The organism is Actinomadura sp. NPDC047616, from assembly GCF_040642915.1.
GTDB lineage: Bacteria > Actinomycetota > Actinomycetes > Streptosporangiales > Streptosporangiaceae > Spirillospora > Spirillospora miaoliensis.
The window spans coordinates 1-20033 of the sequence record NZ_JBEYTB010000013.1; the positions used below are offsets into that span (position 1 = coordinate 1).

General features: G+C 72.5%; 15 protein-coding genes and 1 pseudogene. 9 read left to right on the plus strand and 7 right to left on the minus strand.

Annotation, left to right across the window (positions count from 1 at the left end):
* Positions 1-1081 precede the first annotated feature (1081 nt).
* From ABZ801_RS27860 to ABZ801_RS27885, 6 genes are all read right to left on the minus strand, one after another.
* Complete coding sequence (locus ABZ801_RS27860) at positions 1082-2263, minus strand: FHA domain-containing protein (protein WP_360703133.1); 1182 nt, start codon at positions 2261-2263, stop codon at positions 1082-1084.
* On the minus strand, positions 2251-2988 hold the full coding sequence (locus ABZ801_RS27865; RefSeq protein ID WP_360703136.1) for a 4Fe-4S single cluster domain-containing protein: 738 nt from the start codon (positions 2986-2988) through the stop codon (positions 2251-2253). The genes ABZ801_RS27860 and ABZ801_RS27865 overlap by 13 nt, the downstream gene beginning before the upstream one ends.
* Entirely contained in the window at positions 2985-4886 is a 1902-nt protein-coding gene (locus ABZ801_RS27870; RefSeq protein WP_360703139.1) for an AAA family ATPase, read from the minus strand. Before ABZ801_RS27870 ends, ABZ801_RS27865 begins: the two co-directional genes overlap by 4 nt.
* A 94-nt stretch (positions 4887-4980) precedes the next feature.
* Positions 4981-6129, minus strand: a complete 1149-nt coding sequence (locus ABZ801_RS27875; RefSeq protein ID WP_360703141.1) for a response regulator receiver protein — start codon at positions 6127-6129, stop codon at positions 4981-4983.
* A gap of 67 nt (positions 6130-6196) precedes the next feature.
* Positions 6197-8440 (minus strand): serine/threonine-protein kinase, encoded by a 2244-nt coding sequence (locus ABZ801_RS27880; RefSeq protein WP_360703143.1) that lies wholly within the window; start codon positions 8438-8440, stop codon positions 6197-6199.
* Between the two features lie 202 nt (positions 8441-8642).
* The gene (locus ABZ801_RS27885; RefSeq protein ID WP_344951349.1) at positions 8643-9110 is read right to left on the minus strand and encodes a DUF4282 domain-containing protein; all 468 of its coding nucleotides are present in this window, start codon (positions 9108-9110) and stop codon (positions 8643-8645) included.
* Positions 9111-9330: 220 nt separating this feature from the next.
* Here ABZ801_RS27885 and ABZ801_RS27890 point away from each other — a divergent pair, with 220 nt between their 5' ends.
* From ABZ801_RS27890 to ABZ801_RS27900, 3 genes are all read left to right on the plus strand, one after another.
* Positions 9331-10026 (plus strand): hypothetical protein, encoded by a 696-nt coding sequence (locus ABZ801_RS27890; protein WP_360703145.1) that lies wholly within the window; start codon positions 9331-9333, stop codon positions 10024-10026.
* Between the two features lie 128 nt (positions 10027-10154).
* On the plus strand, positions 10155-11681 hold the full coding sequence (locus tag ABZ801_RS27895; RefSeq protein WP_360703148.1) for an RNase A-like domain-containing protein: 1527 nt from the start codon (positions 10155-10157) through the stop codon (positions 11679-11681).
* Positions 11678-12379, plus strand: a complete 702-nt coding sequence (locus ABZ801_RS27900; protein ID WP_360703151.1) for a hypothetical protein — start codon at positions 11678-11680, stop codon at positions 12377-12379. Before ABZ801_RS27895 ends, ABZ801_RS27900 begins: the two co-directional genes overlap by 4 nt.
* Before the next feature lie 8 nt (positions 12380-12387).
* Here the strand turns inward: ABZ801_RS27900 and ABZ801_RS27905 are convergent, their stop codons facing one another.
* Entirely contained in the window at positions 12388-13269 is an 882-nt protein-coding gene (locus ABZ801_RS27905) for an LppX_LprAFG lipoprotein (protein ID WP_360703154.1), read from the minus strand.
* Between the two features lie 1074 nt (positions 13270-14343).
* On the opposite strand from ABZ801_RS27905, the gene ABZ801_RS27910 reads away from it, so the two are divergent.
* From ABZ801_RS27910 to ABZ801_RS27935, 6 genes and pseudogenes are all read left to right on the plus strand, one after another.
* The gene (locus ABZ801_RS27910) at positions 14344-15786 is read left to right on the plus strand and encodes a hypothetical protein (protein WP_360703157.1); all 1443 of its coding nucleotides are present in this window, start codon (positions 14344-14346) and stop codon (positions 15784-15786) included.
* A 34-nt stretch (positions 15787-15820) separates the two neighbouring features.
* Entirely contained in the window at positions 15821-16573 is a 753-nt protein-coding gene (cpaB, locus tag ABZ801_RS27915; RefSeq protein ID WP_344944218.1) for a Flp pilus assembly protein CpaB, read from the plus strand.
* Positions 16570-17784 carry an AAA family ATPase gene (locus ABZ801_RS27920; protein ID WP_344944221.1) on the plus strand — a complete coding sequence of 405 codons (1215 nt, stop codon included), beginning with the start codon at positions 16570-16572 and terminating at the stop codon, positions 17782-17784. The genes cpaB and ABZ801_RS27920 overlap by 4 nt, the downstream gene beginning before the upstream one ends.
* On the plus strand, positions 17781-18215 hold the full coding sequence (locus tag ABZ801_RS27925; RefSeq protein WP_344944224.1) for a hypothetical protein: 435 nt from the start codon (positions 17781-17783) through the stop codon (positions 18213-18215). The genes ABZ801_RS27920 and ABZ801_RS27925 overlap by 4 nt, the downstream gene beginning before the upstream one ends.
* The gene (locus tag ABZ801_RS27930) at positions 18212-18559 is read left to right on the plus strand and encodes a TadE family protein (RefSeq protein ID WP_344944227.1); all 348 of its coding nucleotides are present in this window, start codon (positions 18212-18214) and stop codon (positions 18557-18559) included. The genes ABZ801_RS27925 and ABZ801_RS27930 overlap by 4 nt, the downstream gene beginning before the upstream one ends.
* Positions 18560-18563: 4 nt before the next feature.
* Positions 18564-19853: pseudogene (locus ABZ801_RS27935) on the plus strand (CpaF family protein); the annotation flags it as partial.
* Positions 19854-20033: the final 180 nt, after the last annotated feature.

Consider the following 20033-nt stretch of genomic DNA (forward strand, 5'->3'; position numbering starts at 1 on the left):
ACCGCCCCCCCCACAAAAAAACTCTCTTTCTCCCCCCCCCCCCCCGGGGGGCCCCCCCCCCCGGCCCCCCCCCCCCCCCCCCCCCCACCCCCCCCCCCCCCCCGGGGCCCCCCCCCCCCCGCCCCGAGAAGCCCGCCGCCCCCGATGACCAGCCCGCGCCCGCCTGCCATCGCCGAGATCGAGTCTGGTCGGCGCCTTGCCCTCGACCTGGCTCCGGAGCGCAATCCTCGTCGTCATCCAATTCCAACCGACGGCGGCACACGGACACACCTCGACCCCGGCGTCGCTACCTGCCGACGTCAGACCGACCCCAACGAACCCGGGCACCCGCGGCAAGCACGGCACCGGAATGGGGACTCCCCACGACGTCAGCTTGAACGACACGAGTCCAGCAGCCGAATGTGATCTGGATTACACGGAGTTGCCGAAGTCCGGCGAGTGCGAACAGTCTCTGTTGGCTTTCGACACAAGGTCGTCATGCCAACCCTCGAGTGAAAGGCACTCAAATGCGCGTGACAGCTCAGGCGATCCGTCGGACCGCGCCTCTTCTCGCCGTCCTGTCCCAGGCGGATGACGGAGATGGTAACTGGATCTGCCAGCACTGCGGGGCCAACAACCCCCGCAGCAACAGCACGTGCCAGCAATGCGGCAAGTGATGATCTAGCACAGCGCCGGCGGCGTTTCCCCGGCGGCGCCTAATCGGCTCCGGCGTCCGTCGCTATGCGACGGCGTCGGAGCCTCCTTTTGTGCCAGTCGTTCGTCATTCGTGTGGCTCGTTTCGACGAGCGTCAGCCAGCGCCAGTACCGCCGCTACAAGCACGGCGAGCCGCGGTATGGATGCCGACGATCTCAAAGGCTTGTTGCAGGCCGCTGACAGTCACTCGCCAGGCCCGCCAACGCGGCATGGTGATGCGCGTACAAGGACGTCTTCCACGACTCGTTCGCCGAATCCGGCGCGGGGCCGAGGAGATCCACGGCTTCGATCTGTCAACGATCCCGGGTCTTCTTCGGGACTCCGGCCTACGCGACGGTGGTCGAGCGAGGAGGAGCGGCGCCTCCGGAGAGGGCCGCCCCCGTCGCGTTACTTGAGCTGGACGGTGCCGGTTACGTCGGCGGCCAGGCGGAGTTGGTCGCCGTCGCGTAGGGGGGCCTCCACGCCGCGCGGCAGGCGTTCGCCGTTGACGAAGGTGCCGTTGGTGGAGCCCTCGTCGCGCACCCAGGCGGTGCCCGACGGGTCCAGCCAGACCGTCGAGTGGCGCCGTGACACGTTGTCGAACTGGGTGAAGGTGGAGGCGACGGGGGACTGGCCCGCGTCGCGTCCCAGCACCAGGTGCTGGCCCACCGACACCTTGATCTCGCCGCTGGGGAACTGGACGCGCAGCACCGGCGTGCCCTGGGACGGCAGCGGCCGCAGGCACGATTCGCACTGTGCCGCGCCCGGGTTGGTCAGCACCGCCTCGCAGTAGGGGCACATGAACGCGGTGGAGTCCGGGCGGGCCTGGGCCTGCTGCTGGTGCTGCTGCGCCTCGGGCGGCAGCAGCGTCGCCTCGCGGCCGTACGTCGGCGGCATCGGGGCGCGCGGGTCCGGCTGGTGCGACGGCGGGGCGTACTGGTGCTCCGCCGGGGCGTGCGGCTGCGGACCCGGACCGTGCTGCTGGTGGTGGTGCGGGTCGTGCCCGGGCGGCGCCTGCTGCTGAGGCGGCCCCCACTGCTGGTCGGGCATCTGCGGCGCGGGCTGCCCCCAGGCGTTGTCGGGCATCTGCTGGCCGCCGCTCAGGCCGCCCTGCTGCTGGTGGCCCGGAGGCTGGTGCTGCTGGTGCTGGGGCGCGTGCTGCTGGGCCGGGGCGGGCGGCTGCACGGGCGGGTTCCACGCCTCCGGCCGCTGCTGGGCCCACGGGTCCTGGGGAGCGGCCGGGGACTGGTGCTGCGGCGCCTGCTGGTAGGGCGACGGCGCCTGGTGCTGCGGGTGACCGCCCGAGGGCTGGTACTGGCCGGGGTCGTACTGGCCCGGGTCCTGCTGCTGGTACGGCGGGTCCTGCTGCTGGTACGGCGGGACCTGGTGCTGGGGCTGCCCGGGCGCCTGCTGCTCGTACGGCGGCTGATGGGGGTACTGCGGAGAACCCTGCTGCTGGGGCGGCGGCGGATAGCCGGCGCCGTGACGACGCGCACCGCCGCTGCGGGCCAGGTTGGCACCGCAGCTCATGCAGACCAGATCGCCCTGCTGGTAGGGCTCGTCACAGACAGGACAGTTCAAGGTCGCCATGACACTTCCCCCGCACGTACGCCGGCACGTTCGAGCCTCGTTGTGAGGTGCTCCATGTCACCCCTCCGCGGGATCCCGATGTAGAACACCCGCCTTCCCTCCGGCCCCTCGTCCACGGACACCTGAACTCGGGGCGCTGCGTCGCGACCGGTCTGCTCGGAGCCGTCGGCCAGAGCCCCGTACCGCTCGTGCCCCAGCGGGGACAGCGGGACGATGCGCTGGTTGGACGACCCCCTCCAGAGTAGAGAGCCGTCCGGGGAGTGTCGCCCCCCCGGATTGAGCCGGTCGACGTACGGCCCGGTGATGACCGCGTCGCACAACCCAAGGATCTCGCTCGTCCGCGCCGAACGCAAAAGCCGAGAGTAGACATATCCGCTGTAGACGAGTATGTCCAACGGAATCGTCTCATGTCCGGAGGTGTCCTGCCACGCGCGGATGCCCCGGAGCAGCGCGGCCAGCGCCTCCGGCTGCTGGAACGGCTCGCCACCGGAGATGGTGACGCCGTCCAGCGGACGCGGCAGCGACTCCAGCCAGCCGAGCACCGCCGCGACCGGCACGGCCTTGCCCGGGTCGGCCTCCCACGTGTCGCGCGACAGGCAGCCCGGGCAGTGCAGCGTGCACCCCTGCGTCCAGATGCCCGCGCGCACGCCCGGCCCTAGCGTGGTGACAGGATAGTGCGCCTTGGCCAGCAGCAGCGTCTGTGCGTTCGAGGACGGCCCGGTCACTGCAGGTCCAGGTGGACGATGCTGCCCTCGCGGCGGACACCGGTCACGGTGATGCGCTCGTCGGGGGTGAGTTCCCGGTCGAACAGGGCGCGGGCCAGCGGGTTGACGAAGAAGGACTCCAGCTTCATGCCGATGCCGCGGCCGCCGTGGTCCAGGTCGCCGGTGCACCACTCGCGCAGCGTCTCCAGGGCGTCGCCCTTGACCGCCAGCACCAGCCGGTGCTCCTCGGTGACGCGGCGGCAGATGTTGGCGAACTGCAGGTCGAAGATCTTGTTGGCGGCCTCGGGGCCGATGAAGTCGAAGACCACGATGTTGTCGCCGAACCGGTTGAGCAGCTCGGGCCGGTTCAGCACCTCGGTGAAGTGGTCGGCGACGGCGGCCTTGATGCGCCGCTCCACCTCGTCGTAGGTCATGCCGGGTGTGATGTTGCGCACGCGGACGGGCGCGCCGTCCGGTCCGGCCTCCGGACCGCGCACGAACATGCCCAGGTTGGAGGTGAAGATGAGGATCGACTCGGAGAAGTGGACGGTGTTGCCGCGCCCGTCGGTCAGCCGGCCGTCCTCCAGGATCTGCAGGAACTTGTCCAGGATCCGCGGGTGCGCCTTCTCGATCTCGTCGAACAGGATCACCCGGAACGGGTCCTCGCGCACCGCGTTGGTCAGCTCCCCGCCCGCCTCGTGGCCGACGTACCCGGGCGGCGAGCCGATGAGCCGGTCGCCCGAGCCCTCCCCGGAGAACTCGCTCATGTCGAAGCGCAGGTAGGCCGACTCGTCCCCGAACACCAGCTCGGTGATGGCCTTGGCCAGCTCGGTCTTGCCGGTGCCGGTGGGACCGGCGAAGAACAGCACCCCGCGCGGGCGGCTGCCCGACCGGGTGGCCTGCGCGCCCGACAGGCCCAGCACGGCGCGCTTGAGGATATCCAGGGTCTTGGTGACGGCCTGCGGCTGCCCGATCACCCGCTCGGGGACGCGGCGCTCGCCCTCCAGCACCCGGCGGCGCAGGTGGCCGCGGTTCCACGGGTTGTCCAGCACGCCCAGCTTGTAGGTGCGCACCGCGTCGGGCAGGTCGGCCAGCTGGATGTTGCGCTCCTTGGCCAGCCGGGTCACCTCGATCATCGACTGCAGGGTCAGCCCGTCGGCCTGCTCGGCGAACGCGTCGCACGCCTCCGCGGCGGCCTGGTCGGCGTCCACGTCGCTGATCCCGAACGCGCGGGCCAGCAGCCGCGCCGTCTCCTGCCGGTCGCCCAGGTGCGGCCGCGGGATGGTGATCTCGCGGATGTTCTCGTTGTCGGCGGTCAGCCACGGCGGCAGGTCGCCGGGCCGCTCCACGAGCCAGATGACGGGGTTGTAGAGCGGCTTGGGCCGGGCGCCCACCACCCGCACCGGGCTGGCGGTGCGCGACAGCTTGGCGCAGAACCGGAAGAAGTCGCGTTCGGCGGGCTCCAGGTCGGTGGGGCTGCGGGCGATCCGGGACGCCGAGTCGATCAGCACGGCGGCGCGGACGTTGTCCGACGGCCGGGCCACCGCCGCCAGATGCTTGGTCAGCCCCTCCAGGGACGGCTTCTGCTCGCCCTTCAGCTTGCCCAGCAGCCGCTCGGCCGCCTCCGCCGCCTCGTCGCCGGCCTCGTCCTCGGTGTCGGGGTGCACCTGCAGGCCGTCCACCGGGTCGTACACCACCAGGCAGGAGTAGCCGCTGGAGTGCAGCGACTCCCACAGCAGGTCGCGCAGCGGCAGCAGCCGGCCCGGCCCGGCGGCGTCCAGGGGAGGGGCCAGGAAGCTGTCGTAGAGATTGCCCGACAGCACGTACTGGGAGTGCACGGACAGGGTCGCGTCCAGCTCGCGGATGAACGGCGGCCAGCCGGGCAGCCGCCCGCCGAGGGTGGGTGATTCAGTGGTCATGCCTCGCTCCGCTCGCGGCCCGCGGTGGCCGCGTCCTGGTCGTTCGCGTCCCTTTCAAGCACGTCCCATTGTTCCGCGTCCCCCGTCCCGGGGTTCATCCGCGTTCCCGGCGGCGTTCGCGCGGGGCGGCCGTACGGGCCCCGGTCTGCCGTGCCCGGTCGGTGACGGGCAGTTCCTTCACCCCCGGCTCCAGCCGCCAGGTGACCTCGGAACGCACGCCCGCGTCGGCCAGCCGTTCGCGTGCGGCCTCGAACGCCTCGCACCACTCCCGTTCCCGTTCGACGTCGAGCCTGCGGTCGTCCTCGCTCTCGGCGGGACGGGTGCGGACCATGGCCGCGCGGATCTGCGCCGGGTCGTCCATGCGCATGCGCACGCCGTGGTCGGGCCACGACCCGCGCGTCAGGACGACCTCGCCGCCCGCGGCGGTCAGCGTCTCGAACCCGGCCTGGACCTCGTAGCCCAGGTCCTGGAACGCCGAGGTGATCGAGTCCAGCACGTAGCGCCGCTCGGCCTCGGCCTGCTCGGCGGCCTCGCGTTCGGCGGCGCGCCGCCGTTCCTCCTCGCGCCGCTGCCGCGTGCGGGCGTTGGCCGCCTGCACCCGCAGCCGCACCTCGGTCAGCACCCCCTCGGCCTCCTCCTCGCCGGACGCGCCGGGCAGCAGCGCGGCCGCCTCGGCGACCGCGCGCCGGTCCTCGGCCGAGACGTCCGGCAGCAGGCGGCCCACCACCCGCTCAAGGCGCTGCCGGACGGCCTCGGCCTGCGCCGGTCGCGTTTCCCTCTGCGTTGGACGCTCGCCGCTGGGGCCCAGTTCGGTGCGCAGTGACGTCGCGGCGCGCGGGAAGATCTGCGCGCCGATCTCGGAGGCCAGGTGGTGCGACAGGCGTGCCTCGGCCTCGTCCAGGGCGGTGTCGGCCGCGGCGCACCACGCGTCGAGTTCGGCGATATCCTGCTCGTCCGGCTGGAGGGGCTGGGGGAGCGCCACGTCGGCTTTCAGGCGCTCCCTCGTCTCGGCCAGAGCGGCGATGCGCGCGTTGCGTTCGAGCACCTTGCGCAGTGCGCGCTCGTACGCCTCGACTGCGGCCAGGGCCGCCGCCCGCTCCTCCGCCTTTCCCGCGGCGAGCGCCGCCAGCGCCTCGGCGCCGCGTCCGGCCACGCCCGCGGCACGGCCCAGCGCCCGGTTCATTCCCAGGGTCAGGACCACTGCCGCGTCCAACGCGATGTCGGCCTCGACACCACTGCTCATGATGCTCCTCCAGGGCCGTGCTGGGTCGCCCCCGCCGTCGTGCGTCGGGGGCCGTGGATGTGGGGCGTCACGCCAGCGCCCTCCGCTCGTCCTCCGCGTGCCGCTGCCGCCACCGGTGCAGCCGTACGCCTGCGGCCACCGCGTGCGCGGCCGGGCCGGCGACGAGCAGCAGCAGCCACAGCAGGCTCGCCACCGGTGTGAGCGCGGCCAGGAGCAGGAGGATCAGCAGGAGCGGGACGGTCCCGGCGAGCAGCAGCAGCCCGCAGCCGCGTCCGCCCGTACGGCGCGCCGCGCCCGACACCGTCTGCGACGCCTTCGACAGGCCGCGGCCGCTGGCCCCGAGCACCCGTGACAGCCAGGACCAGGGGCCATAGGGCAGGTAGTCGCGTCCCTGGGCGCGGGCGAGCAGAACCTCGCTGCCGCACTGCATGCCCCACGCGAGCACGGACAACACCGCCAGCGCCCCGAACGGCACGCCGGAACCGGGCAGGAAGGTGTAGACCGACTGGACATCGGGGTCCTCCCCGCCGAAGAGCGCACCGACGATCCAGCTGCCCAGCAGCCAGAAAGCGAGCAGGGGCAGGGACCAGCCCACGGCTCGTGCCACGGCGCTGTTGCGTCCGGCCAGGCGCCGGCGTTCGCGTTCGGCCCAACGCTCGCGCAACGCTTGGGCTCGCTGCTCGGCCGCTCTGACGTCACGGGACCGAGCTTCCAGTTCGAGGACGGCCTCGGGGGAGGTGCGGGCCACGGCGAGCAGCCGAAGCGGATCGTCCCCCGCGCCGTCCGCGAGCCACTCCAGCCACGGCACCGGCTCGTGCAGACCTGCGCGCGCGCGGGCGGCGGCATCGCTCAACATCTGACGTGTCTGTCCGGGCTGGACGGCCAGCGCCAGCAACGTGAGCAGCACCACGGGCGGGTCGTCGGCCGGGGCGGGCGGACCGGCCACACGCGTGTCGGACGTCGTCCCCGCATCCGGCAAGCGCGCCTTAGCCCCGGCCGGTAGCGCGTTCTGGGTGCGCAGCCACCGCGCCAGGTCGTTCCACGCGGACACGTGCGCGCGCCATTGCTCGTCGACGCGCGCCAAGTCGTGCGCGCCTTCGAAGCCCGCCAGGACGGGCAACAGCCGGTGCTCCCACAGGTCCCGGCCCAGCAGGCAGGCGGTGCGGTGGTCGGGGTGCGTCGCGTCACCGGCCAACGCCGCGAGCCCCGCCAGGTCGTCGGCGGTGACGCGCCGCCCCAGATAGTGCGGGGGCAGCGACGGGTCGAGCCAGCGCACCAGGTGCAGCAGCTTCACGTCGGGCGGCTGCCTGGACGACAACGGCCCGTCGACCAGCTCGATACGGCTGTCGTCCGGCAGGCCCGACAGCCACTCGCGCAGGACGCGGAACGCCTCCTGCCCGCCGCCGAAGAAGTAACGCGCGGCCTCGTCCCACCGCTCGACGAGCGCGCGGGCGAACTCGCCGCGGTCGGTGAAACGGCGCCCGGCGAACGGCACGCCCGGCCCGGGCTCGGGGACGGGCCGCGCCGGCTCGGCGACCGGCGGGGACGCCCCGTCCAGCCACTGCGCCACCTGTTCGGCGCCCCACCGCCGCCGCGGGTCGCGGGTGAGCAGCCCCCGGCACAGCAGCCGCAGCCGGGGCTCGGCCACGTCCTCCGCCGTGACCGGACGCGTCGCCAGATGGTCGATCACGGCCGTCTCGCTCAGCCCCGCGAACGGCGGCCGTCCCGTCGCCAGCTCGCGCAGGATCATGCCGAGCGACCACCAGTCCCGCGCCGGGGACACCTGCCCCGACAGCGACTCGGGCGCCGCGTACGCCAGCGTGCGCGACGCCGAGGCGAACACCACGCTCTGCTCGATGACCCGGCTCAGCCCGAAGTCGGTGATCGCCACCCGCACCGGATCGATTCCGGTCACCAGCACGTTCTCCGGTTTGAGGTCGCGGTGCACGATGCCCGCCCGGTGCAGCGCGGCCAGCCCGTCGGCGAGCTGGGCGGCCACCGCGGCGACCGTGCCCGGCGGCAGCGGGCCGTCCGCCAGCGCGCGCAGGTTCCCGGCGGGCGCGTACTCGGTGATCTCGTAGTCGCGTCCCTCGGCGTGCCCGGTCTCCAGGACCCGCACCACGTGCGGCGAGTCCAGCGCGGGCAGTTTCGCCCACACGTCGCGGTCGGCGTTGAAGCCGCGGCGGAACACCTTCACCACATACTGGACGCCCCGCGCGTCCCGCACCAGCAGCAGGTCGGACTCGGCGCCCTGCACGGGCAGCTCGGCCACCGTCTCGAACCGTTCGGCCAGCACGGCCGGCAGCCGCATCAGCGGATCGCCGGCCGCCGTTCCGTCCCGCCGGGTCTCCCCGGGCCGCGGCCCCGGCACGTGCGCCTCGCGCCGTGTGACACCGGGGTCCCGCCGTGTCTCGCGTGGGGGAGCGTCCTCGCCGCCACCCTGAGACTCGAAGTCGGCCACCTGCACTGCCCCGTCTATGTCGCGTGACTCCTGGGGAGCCTAACCCGGCCGTTCAGATCTTGTCCTTGATGACCCGCAGATGCTCGACGCCCTTGAAACGCACCACCACCGCCTCCATGAAGATGCGCACCAGGACGGCCTCGAAGATCCAGATGACGGGGGCGCACAGCATGATCAGCAGCCCCAGCAGCCAGCCGTTGCGCAGCTGGAAGACCCACACGCCGAGGACGAGCACGATCAGCGCGGACAGGGTCACCAGCAGCAGCGCCAGCACGTAGCACAGCTTGATGAGCTTGGGCGTCACCAGATGGTCGAAGTTCGCGTCGAACAGCGCGCCGAGCAGCCCCTTGTTCTCGGGGACGCCGCCCATCTCGCCCTGCCGCCCGAACGCCGTCTGCCCCGCGCCGGGCGTGCCGGGCCCGGCGCCGTACGCCGGCTGCGGCTGGGGCGGCTGCATGTACGGACCGCCCGGCGGCCCGGGAGGACGCTGGTACTGGCCGGGATCGGAAGGGTTCGTCATCGCCGTCGACTCCTGGATCGTCCACCAAGGCTCCGCCTACAGGAAGACTCTAGGCCGAGCGGAGCGAGTCTCCGAGACACCGAACCGCCCCTTCCGTGTCTCGTCGCCGTCTCCTCGCCGCACCCGGGCTCTCTGCCCCTGGCAGAAAGGGCCTGACCGTCCCCGCGGCCTTCCTGGTATGGTCCGGGCGCCAACCCCCGACCGGACACGGAGTGGACTCATGGGCCGTCTCACCGCGGTCGCCGCAGGAGTGATCGGCACGCTCGTCCCGCTGGCCCTCACCGCCTGCGGCGGGGACGCGGGCGACGGCGAGGCCCGCGCGAGCGCGACGCCCTCCCAGTCGATCTCCGTGTCGAGCGTCGCGCCCGCGACGCCGACGTCGTCCGCCCCCGCGATGTCCGGCGGCGACGGCGCCCGCATCGGCGGCGGCAAGACCGGCGTCACCCTGACCCTGCCCAAAGGCTGGCGGCAGGTCGACCCCACGCAGGACTCCTCACCGGCCGTGCGGACGTCCTTCGGCCTCGACATCGACATGGGCGAGCTCGTCCGCCAGCTCATGGCCCGGCAGATCCAGCAGGGCGTCGTCTTCGCCATCGACGGCTCGGCGACCTCCGGGTTCGCGCCCCACCTGACGGCCGGCTGCGACCGCGGCGGCGCGGTGGGCGCGTCGCTGGACCAGCTCAAGCGCAAACAGCAGGCACTCGAACCCGGTTCGCGCATCACGGACCTGACCGTCGGCGGCAAGCCCGGCTTCAAGGCCACCTACGACTCGACGAACAAGTCCGGACCCGTCAGCGGCATGACCGTCCGCGTCTCGCTGTCCGCCGACCGCTTCTGCTTCGTCGACATCGAAGCGCGTCAGGGCGCCATGCCCCCCGACGCCGAGCGCATCGCCGACTCCTTCACCCTGGCCTGACCCACCCGAAACCCGCCCAACGCTGTTTTGGGCCCAGGGGCTCATTCAGAACGCCGCCCCGGCTGTTTCCCTGAACACAGGATCCGTTGCGGTCTTGTGCTCGGGGGACGGGTTTCGGGGGACTGTGCATGCTGCGCCGGCTCGGCGACAGAGGTGAGGGGTCGCTCTCCTACATCGCGATCGCGCTGCTGGTGGGCGCGATCGCCGCCGCGGTGACGGTGGTGGCGATCCCCGACTCGGTCATCGCGAACATCAGGGCCGGCGTGTGCGAGATCACCCGCGGCGGCGACTGCGATCCGAACGGCGGCGAGGACGGCGAGGCCGGTGCGTCGCCGTCCACCGCGCCGTCCGCGTCGGGATCGTCTCCCACGCCCTCCGCGTCGAGGAGCCTCACGCCGGAGGAGCAGGAGTACGAGGCGGCCCAGAACGCCCTGAACACCGCCGAAGGCGAACTGGACGAGGCCCAGCGGGAGTGGGACGACTTCGACCTGCTGGAGGAGATCGGCGAGATCGGCCTGGACTTCCTCGCCGGGGACATCATCAACTGCGTCCGCGACCCCAACATCAGCGACTGCCTGTGGGGCCTGGTCAGCATCGTCCCGTGGAGCAAGATCGGCAAAACCGTCCGGTCGATCCCGAAGGTCGCCCGGCTGATCGACCGCTACCGGGACCTCAAGAACCGCCTGGACCGGGCCCGCAACGCCCGCCGGCAGGCCCGGGAGCGGCTGGACGACGCCGAGGAGGCGTGCGAGCGCATGCTGCGCGACCGTCCGGGCAACAGCTTCGCGCCGGACACCCCGGTGCTGATGGCGGACGGGACACGAAAACCCATCGAGAAGGTCAGGGTCGGCGACCGGGTGTGGGCGGCCGATCCGCGCACCGGACGCAACGGGCCGCGCCGCGTCACCGACCGGATCGTCGGCTCCGGGACCAAGGAGCTCGTCGACCTCACCATCGACCGCGACGGCGTGCTGGGCGGCGCGACGGCGCGCCTCACCGCGACGGCGAACCACCGCTTCTGGGTGGTGGGCAACCGCGACTGGCTCGACGCCGAGGAGCTCACCTTCGGCGACCTGCTGGCCGTGCCGGACGGCAGCCGGGCGATGGTGGTGGACACGCGCCGCTACAGGCGGACCCTGCGCGTCTACAACCTCACCGTCGACGACATCCACACTTATTACGTCGCCGCGGGCGGCGCCGACCTCCTCACGCACAACTGCCGGGACCTGGACCGGCACGAGGAACCGCCGACCCGCACGGGACGGCCCGACCCGCTGCGCCTCGGGCACACCCTGCGCGACCACGTCGACGCCACCGACGACGAGTTGCTGCGGCACGCGCGCGCCCCCAACAACCCGTCCGGCCGGGCGAGCCGGTGGGCCGACCGCTCGACCGCCGAACAGGTCATCGACTACGCGCTCGCCGACACCCGCAACCAGCCGCGCATCCAGAACTGGTTGCGGCAGGGCCGCGGCGGCAACCCGCGGCTGTCCCTGTCCGGGCAGTTCGGACCGCGGGGCGGCTCGCCGCTGGGGGAGGTCATGTACGCCGACGGGCGTAAGGTTGCGTCCAGCAACAGGTACACGATCGTGCTGGAACGCGCGCCCGGGCACAGTCCCGGCTACTACGTCTACACGGCCTACCCCGAGCCGTGACCCGCCTCGGCGGCGGTTCGCAGACGACGGACGAGGGCGGTGACGTGGAGGACAGGTCGGACGACTTCGGGTTGACCCGCCTGGCGGCGGGAGAGTTCGTCCCCGGCTGGTGGGACCGCCACGCCTCGGCGGACGCGCTGCTGCGGGACGTCGCGCGGCGAACGCCGCCCGAGGTCCTGGAACAGTACGTCCACGACGCGTCGTCGCTGGTGGCGTCCCCGCTCACGGGCGCGCAGCTCGCGGCGCTGTGGACGTCGGCCACCGGCGGGCACCACGCGCCGTCGGTCGAGGGCCGGGACGGACGGCAGTGGTTCGCACGGATCGCCGAGATCCTGGCGCCCGCCGTGCCGGACGCGGCGGCGTTCGACGCCGACGCGGCCAGGGACCTGCGGCCCGAGGCGGTGTCGGGCGTGGTCGCCGTCGTCCGCACGTTGTCGGTGCGTCGGGACCTCGGGGCGGCCCCCGCCGACGAACGGCACCTGCGCCGGGCGCTCGTCGAACTCGCGGAGGGCGGCTTCCCCGAACTGGCGCTGCGGTTCTTCCTCAGCCTCGCCATGGAACATCTGAGCCCGGTCCCCCGGTCGCTGTACGCGGAGATCAGGCGCGTGGGCGCCGCGTTCGGCTACGGCCCGTTCATCGTCGAGCGCCTCGAAGGCGTCATCGACATCGGCGCCGAGGAGGAGACCCCCGGCGGGTGAGCCCCGGGTCAGGAGCCGATGGTGTGGACCTGGGCTGCTGGTGGGGCCTGGATGCTGACCGGCTCGCCCCACTGGCGGTACCGGACCTCCTGCGTCGCGCCGAGGTCCCGGTCGGTCCCGACGTCGACCCGGAAACGGCGGGGCAGGCCCTTGTCGTCCACCCACAGCGTCCAGGGCACCTCGTCGCCGCCGAGCTGGGCGATGGCCTTGTAGGCGGTGTCGGTCTTGGCGAGCTCGGCGGTCGGCGTCCGGCCCGAGTAGCGGCGGGTGCGCACCCCGTCCACGGTCTCCGTCACGGCGGCCTTGTCGAACCGTCCGGCGCGCACCACCTGCAACCCGCTGTCGACGGATATCTGCGCGAGGCCGGTGTCGACCGAGTCCAGGATCCCGGTGAGGATCTTGGCGAACGGCCCCAGTTCGGGGTTGCGCAGGTCCTGGCGGGACAGCCGCACCCACGGCTTGCCCGGCGCCTGCTCCTGCCCGTCGACGCGGGTGTAGACGGTGCCGCCCGTGACCACGGCCTCGGTGGTGGAGGGGGCGGCGGGGTCCTGGTCGACGATGGTCATCTGCGCCTGCGGCGGCCGGGCGCCGATCCGCACCTGCGCGCTGATCTTCTCCTGCTGCCGCGCCCCGCCGTCCTCCTCGCCGCTGGAGACCACGTCGGTGCGGACCGTCCCGGCCGTGCGCACCTGGCGGGCGATGGTGTCGATGAGCGGCCCCGGCTGGTCGGGCAGGGTGACCGGACGCAGCGAGGCGGCCGGGACCGGGGCGGGCAGCGCCGCCTGGCTCGCCTGGGAGCCGCCGTTCTTCTTCGGCTCCTCCCCGCCCGAGCACGCCGCCGCCATGCCGACGACAGCACTGACGGCGAGGGCGGTCGTGAGGAGCCTCATGGCGAGAAGCCTAGAGGCGGTGTCGCCTTACGGCACGTTCAACCGATTTTTGGGGCCCGATTTGGGTCCTCGGACCTGCGTGCCGCGCCGCCCGCACCGGCCGGGTGCGACGTTCGGACGTCGCCGCGGGGGGACGGCGTGCTCGGCGGACCGCCGCCGAGGACCCGGTGACGTGCGCCCCTGTGACCGCCCGCACATCGGCATCTGCCAGGCGACGGAATTTGCTTGAAAAGTTAATGACGGTGGGGAAGTCGGGGCGGTGAAGAGGCAATTCACCGCGGTGGCCCGTCATTGCGTGGTGTCGATCACCCGGTGGCGAAGCGGCCGGTGGCCGGTTGTGGAAGTCGAGCCGGCCTCCAGGCGGTGCAGAGCATGCTGGTCGTGGGCCGGAGACCCGTGCGGGAAGGCGGAGCCGGCGGGGCGCCCCGTCGTATGCCTTCCGGCTTCTTCCGCGTTGACGGTGGTCCCGGAGGTAAGGCCGTCCTTCCGAAAGTTCTCTTCAGCGTTACAAACTTACTCTTGAGATCGTCTTCGGTCAGCCGCTAACGTCGTCTGCGTTTTGCCGAAGGGAGGGCCCGCATCCGTGGCTTGACGGGGGACATGGGAGACAGGTGACCGTGCGTGAGGTCCGGCGGGGCCGACGGGATCCGGCCGTGAACGGCGTCCGGCGGCGCACTGCTCCCGGTGTGCGCGGCGACGGGGGCGAGCGAGGATTTCCTCTAGCGTCGAGCAGGAATGCTGTCAAGGGCCCTAGGGGCTAATGTTGGACCCAGTCGGCGACATCGGGGTGGAAGGTCTGGACGTGATCTCCAGAGGCGATCCCAGGAGATCCTGACACGGAGCCCCGGCATGCTCGACTCTCACCGCGAACCAGATCAGCGCAGCGTGCATCAGAGAGCGGTGAGCCGATGGTGTCGGCGGCGCCCCATCGCGGAGAAAGCGCCTTGAGTTGTTATCAACGTGCTGGTTACCGTCAACGGGATCCGCATAACAGAAGCCACGGTCAGCCGTCAATACGACGTCGGGTGGACGGAGGAGCGACGCAGTGAGGCTCGTGAACCATCTGGGGTCGCCATGACAGCGGTGGTGCTGCTCGGGGACGTTCCGAGCACCCAGGTCATCCAGGGAGTCAGCGCCGCTCGTCTGCCCGTGGCGGACACGCCCGAGGGCCTGCTGGCCTTCGTCGACCAGATGACGCATCTGCTGGGCCAGAGCGGCGCCGTCGTGGCCGTCTACTCGGCCACCGAACAGCCCGAGGTCGGCCGGATCCTGCGGATGGCGCGCGGGCTGCTGAGGACCGACCGCATCGCGGGCGTGCCCCTCGAGCTGCCCCCGCTGGCCCTGTCCCTGATCGCCGACCAGCTCGCCTTCGTCGCGCGGTACGTCAGGCCCGGCGTCGTCGCGAGCATCGCCACGCCGCTGACCCAGCGCATCGTCGCCGGCGCGTGGGTCAACAGCGTGGCCAAGTTGGAACGGGTCAAGACGGGGATCGGCCAGCACGTCACCTCGTATCTGCCCGGCAGCGGGTTCATGGTGACCGCCGCCCCCGCGCCGGGAGTGCACCGGGTGACCTCCTCCAAACCGGTCTCCGAGCTTCCCCACCGGCCGATCGACCCGGTCCTGCTGCTGGCCGCGCGGGGCAACGGCGACATGGACTGGCTGCGCGAGCGGCTGCAGCCCGCGCTGGGCGTGTCCCGCCTGCTGCTCGTCGAAGAGCAGCCCCGCAGCGCCGCGTACTGGGGCACCAAGAAGTACGTCGAGTTCGTCGCCTTCAGCGGCCATCCGCAGGAACTGCCCGGGCTGCTGCGCTCCCAGCCGTGCGTCCCGTGCCGATGGTGCGGCGAGATGGTGATGTTCGGCGCGTGCCCGTTCTGCGGCATGGTCAAGCCCGAGACCGCGGCCGAGGCGGGCCTGCCGCAGATGCCGCACCCGCCGCAACCGCCGGGCGGTGCTCCACCCGCACCGGCCCAGCCCGCGCCGGCCCAGCCGGGTGCGGCGGCCCCCGGTGCGGCGCCGTTCGCCGCGACGCCTCCCGCGGCGCGGCCGGGCACCGTCCCGCCCGCGCCGTCGCAGCCGGTGCGTCCCGGGCACCCCGAAGCGGGCGGCGCGCCGTCCGCCGCCCTCGCGCCCGGGACTCCCGCCGAGCCGGCGGCGCCGCCGCGGGAGCCCGCCCGGCCCGAGCCCGTGCTGTCGGCTCCTGTGCCGGGCGACTACGACTTCTCGACGGCGGAGGTGCCGCCCGCCGAGCAGACGCTGCCCGACCTGCCCCCGGTGCCGCCGGACGCGCGACCGCCGTCGCTGCGGAAGGCCCCGGTGCCGCCGGGCGGGCACGGGCCCGACGCCCCGGTGGCAGGGCCGGGGCCCGACCGGCCGCCGGACCCGGCGGCTCCGCGACGGCCGCCCGAGCGGCACCGCGAACAACCCGACCAGAATCACGGGCCGGCCCCCGAACCGGCCGACAACCCCGACCCGCACCGGAGCGACACCGTGGTGTTCCGGCCCGCCCGGCGCACCTGACCGGCGCCTCCCCGATCCGAGGAAACGGAGTCAGATGAACCCCCGACAGCGACGCGGCGTCCTGTTGATGATCCTCGCGGCCGTCGGCGCGGTGTTCGTGTTCGTCACGGTCATCGGATACGTCGGCAAGATCCAGGCCGACGCGGACGCCGCGGTCGGCGAGATGACCACCGTGCTGAAGGTCCAGTCCAACCTGGAGGCGTACCAGCCGGTCACCGCGGCGGCGGTGCGCGAGGCGCAGGTGCCCAAGAAGTGGGCGACCGGCGCCTTCATCACCAACATCGCCGACCTGCAGGGCAAGGTGGCCGCCGGGCCCATCCCCAGCGGCGCCTACCTGCAGCAGGGCATGCTCGTCGAGGCCCCCGCCCTGCGCTCCGGCCAGCGCGAGATCGCCATCATGATCGACGCGGAGACCGGGGTGGCGGGCAAGGTCGTCAACGGCTCGATCGTCGACGTCTACGCCACCTTCGACTCCACCCAGAACGGCAACCGGACGACGGCGGCCTGCGCGGTGCGCATCCTCAACCGCGTCCAGGTCATCAACGTCGGACGGGTGCAGCCGGCCAGCGGCGGCTCCGGCCGCCAGAACAACAACAACGGCACCCAGGCCAGCAACACCTCCGGGTCGGTGCTTCCGGTGACGTTCGCGCTCAACTCCGACGAGACGCTGCGCCTGACCTACGCCGAGAGCTTCGCCCGCAAGGTGCGCCTGGCGCTCGTCGGCGGCGCCGAGGACGCCAAGCCGCCGTTCAACCGGCTGTGCCAGACCCCGCAGGCGGGACGATGAGCATCCAGGTCCTCGTCGGCACCGGCGACCAGGCTCTCTCGACCCAGCTCCGCACCATGATCGCCGAGCTGGCGGAGGTGCAGCTGCTCGGCGTCGAGAACAACTCCACCGACCTGCTGGGCATCGTCAGCACCCACCACGAGGTCGACATCGTCCTGCTGGACGAGAACATCGGCCCGCAGCCCGGCCACGACCTGATCCGCGACATCGCGCTGCGCACCCCGCACGTGGCGGTGGTGCTGGTGAGCGAGCAGCTCGGCGAGGAGGTGCTCAGCCGCGCGCTGGAGGTCGGCGCCCGCGGCGTGCTCGGCCGCTCGCCCAGCCTGGAGGAGCTGAGCGCGCGGCTCGACACGGTGGCGGAGTGGTCCCGGCGGATGCGCGACCTGCTCGGCACCGGCCGCGCCGCCGGACCGGAGCTGGGCGGACGCCGCGGCCGGGTGATCGCCCTGGCGGGCGCCAAGGGCGGCACGGGTGCCACCACCATCGCGGTGCAGCTCGCGCTGGGCGCCGCGCGGGCCGGCCGGTCGGTGTGCCTGGTCGACATGGACCTGCAGACCGGCGACGTGGCGACCTACCTGGACATGGTGCACCGGCGCAGCGTCGCCGACCTGGTCGGCGTCGCCAGCGAGATCACCGGCGCGGTGCTGGCCGACGTGCTGTTCATCCACGAGGCCGGGCCGCACGTGCTGCTGGCCCCCCAGGAGGGGGAGCGGGCCGAGGACGTCACCTCCTCGGCGGCGCGGCAGATCCTCGGTGTGCTCCGCTCCCGCTACGAAGTGATCATCGTGGACTGCGGCGCGTTCATGACCGAGGGCTCGGTCACCGCGATCGAGATCGCCGACCGCGCGGTGATCACCGTCACCCCCGACCTGCCCTGCCTGCGCGCGGCCAAGCGGATGAGCCACCTGTGGCGGCGGCTGGACGTGCGCAAGCCCGAGGACGTCTCGATCGTGCTGACCCGGCAGTCCCGCAAGAACGAGATCCAGCCCGACTTCGCCGCGCGGATCCTCGGGATGACCCCCCTGCGCACCACCGTGCCCCCGGCGTTCCGCGCGCTGGAGAAGGCCGTCAACAACGGCGCGCCGATCAGGGTGGAGCACGACGGGTTCCGCACGGCGATGCGCCAGCTCGGAGAGGAGTTGGGCGTCCTTCCCGTCGCGGCGGCCGAACCGCGCGGCGGCCCCAAGAAGGCCAAGGCGGAGGCAGTATGAGACGACTGACACGGCGACTCGTCCGTCGTACCCCCCGGCGCCGCGACGCCGGCATGCTCGAGTTCACCGCGATGCTGCCGCTGATCCTGGTCACCGTGCTGCTGGTGTGGGAGGCGTTCCTGGTCGGGATGGCCGCCACCTACGCCGGTCACTCCGCCAACGAAGGGGCCCGCGTGGCCGCGGTCCACGGCGGCTACGGCGAGGTGAAGAAGGCCGCGGTGGAACGCGTGTCGGGGGCGTGGGCCGACGAGGAGAACATCGAGGTGCACTACCCCACGGGCCGGGCGTGCGATCCCGACCAGGTGGTCCGGGTGGACCCCGACTGCGGCTACGTGCGCGTCACCATCAAGCCGCCCCTGTTGTTCCCCGGTGTGCTGCTGCCGATGGACGTCAGCTCCCGGGCCCGGGTCATCTACGAGGGGGAAGGGTGAGCAGGGACCGCGGTACGGCTGCCACCGAGTACGCGGCCACCATCGGGCTCTTCCTGTTCGTGCTCATGGTGTGCTTCGAGGCGTACGTCGCGTTCAGCACGATCGAGAAGGTCGAGGAGGCGGCCCGCACCGGCGCCCGTGTCGGCAGCATGAGCGGCGCCGGGGCCGGGGACGCCGCGGCGCGCCGGGCGCTGCCCGGATGGCTGAACGAGCACCGGGTCGAGGTGCGGCAGAACGGAGACGACGTTGAGTGCGTCATATGGGCCAAGGTGCCGTTGCTGGCCAAGGGCGTCCCGATGCACATCTCGGTGACCCGCCAGGTCCATATGCCGGTCGGAGGGTGAACTCGTGGGACTGCGCAACCGCCTCGACGCCGACAACAGCGGCGACCGCCAGGCGGCCGGGGAGAACCTGGCGCACTGGCGCAAGCGCCTGCTGGAGGAGGTCAACCTCGACGACCTCGCCATGCTCGACATGGCGCAGCGGCGGGCGCGGCTGGAGAAGGTCGTCGGGCACATCCTGACCCGCGAGGGTCCGGTGCTGTCGACGCGCGAGCGGACCGTGCTCATCCGCCGCATCGTCGACGAGGCGCTGGGCCTGGGCGTGCTGGAGCCCCTGCTGGCCGATCCCACGGTCACCGAGATCATGGTGAACGGCCCCGACGACGTGTACGTCGAGCGCGCCGGCCGGCTGACGCGCATCGACCTGGGCTTCGCCAGCGAGGCCCAGCTCTACCAGACCATCGACCGGATCGTGGCGCAGGTCAACCGGCGGGTGGACGAGTCCAGCCCGATGGTGGACGCGCGGCTGCCGACCGGCGAGCGGGTCAACGTGATCATTCCGCCGCTGTCGCTGGTGGGCCCGGTCATGACGATCCGGCGGTTCCCGCGCGCCTACTCCATGCACGAGCTGGTGCAGATGGGGTCGCTGGACGAGGCGACCGCCGTGCTGCTGGCCGCGCTGGTGCGGGCACGGCTCAACATCGTCGTCACGGGCGGTACCGGCACCGGCAAGACGACCTTCCTCAACGCGCTGTCGGCGTTCGTCCCGCCGCACGAACGCATCGTCACCATCGAGGACTCGGCCGAACTGCAGCTGCAGCAGGAGCACGTGATCCGGCTGGAGTCGCGCCCGCCCAACATCGAGGGCGAGGGCGCGGTGACCATCCGCGACCTGGTGCGCAACTCGCTGCGCATGCGCCCGGACCGCATCATCGTCGGTGAGGTCCGCGGCGCCGAGACGCTCGACATGCTGCAGGCCATGAACACCGGTCACGACGGTTCGCTGGTGACCGTGCACGCCAACTCCGCCGAGGACGCCATCTACCGGCTGGAGACCCTGGCGTCGATGAGCGACGTGAAGATGCCCTACGAGGCGATCCGCTCGCAGATCGCCAACGCCGTGCACGTGATCGTGTTCCTGGAACGCGGCCCGGACGGATCACGCCGCGTCAGGGAGATCGGGGTGACGTCCTCCGAGCGCCGGGAGTCGCTGCAGCTGGACACGGTCATGCGCTTCGTTCAGGAGCCGGTCGGCCTGGATCTCCAGGTCCGCGGCCGCTTCACGCACCGGCCGCTGCCGCAGCTCCTGGTGAACCGCCTGATGTACGCGGGCGAGGCGGTCCCCGCGGTCTTCGGCACGGCCGCCCCCGGGCCCGCGCCCGGAACTCCCCCCGCTCCGACGGCCGGGCAGCACCCGCCCACAGCCGGATCCCCGCCCGCGGCCGAGCCCGGTTCAGGGGTCGCATTCGGGCAGGTGCCCGCGCCGCGGGGCGGCCACATGCCACCGGCGCAGGAGGCGGCACCGCAGCCCGCGCCC

What these genes read in the sequence shown, in the direction of transcription:
- ABZ801_RS27905 (WP_360703154.1), bottom strand. Translation starts at nt 13,269, where the DNA reads ATGAGGCTCCTCACGACCGCCCTCGCCGTCAGTGCTGTCGTCGGCATG.
- ABZ801_RS27910 (WP_360703157.1), top strand. Translation starts at nt 14,344, where the DNA reads ATGACAGCGGTGGTGCTGCTCGGGGACGTTCCGAGCACCCAGGTCATC.
- ABZ801_RS27925 (WP_344944224.1), top strand. Translation starts at nt 17,781, where the DNA reads ATGAGACGACTGACACGGCGACTCGTCCGTCGTACCCCCCGGCGCCGC.
- ABZ801_RS27860 (WP_360703133.1), bottom strand. Translation starts at nt 2,263, where the DNA reads ATGGCGACCTTGAACTGTCCTGTCTGTGACGAGCCCTACCAGCAGGGC.
- ABZ801_RS27920 (WP_344944221.1), top strand. Translation starts at nt 16,570, where the DNA reads ATGAGCATCCAGGTCCTCGTCGGCACCGGCGACCAGGCTCTCTCGACC.
- ABZ801_RS27885 (WP_344951349.1), bottom strand. Translation starts at nt 9,110, where the DNA reads ATGACGAACCCTTCCGATCCCGGCCAGTACCAGCGTCCTCCCGGGCCG.
- ABZ801_RS27870 (WP_360703139.1), bottom strand. Translation starts at nt 4,886, where the DNA reads ATGACCACTGAATCACCCACCCTCGGCGGGCGGCTGCCCGGCTGGCCG.
- ABZ801_RS27880 (WP_360703143.1), bottom strand. Translation starts at nt 8,440, where the DNA reads ATGCGGCTGCCGGCCGTGCTGGCCGAACGGTTCGAGACGGTGGCCGAG.
- cpaB (WP_344944218.1), top strand. Translation starts at nt 15,821, where the DNA reads ATGAACCCCCGACAGCGACGCGGCGTCCTGTTGATGATCCTCGCGGCC.
- ABZ801_RS27890 (WP_360703145.1), top strand. Translation starts at nt 9,331, where the DNA reads ATGGGCCGTCTCACCGCGGTCGCCGCAGGAGTGATCGGCACGCTCGTC.
- ABZ801_RS27875 (WP_360703141.1), bottom strand. Translation starts at nt 6,129, where the DNA reads ATGAGCAGTGGTGTCGAGGCCGACATCGCGTTGGACGCGGCAGTGGTC.
- ABZ801_RS27895 (WP_360703148.1), top strand. Translation starts at nt 10,155, where the DNA reads ATGCTGCGCCGGCTCGGCGACAGAGGTGAGGGGTCGCTCTCCTACATC.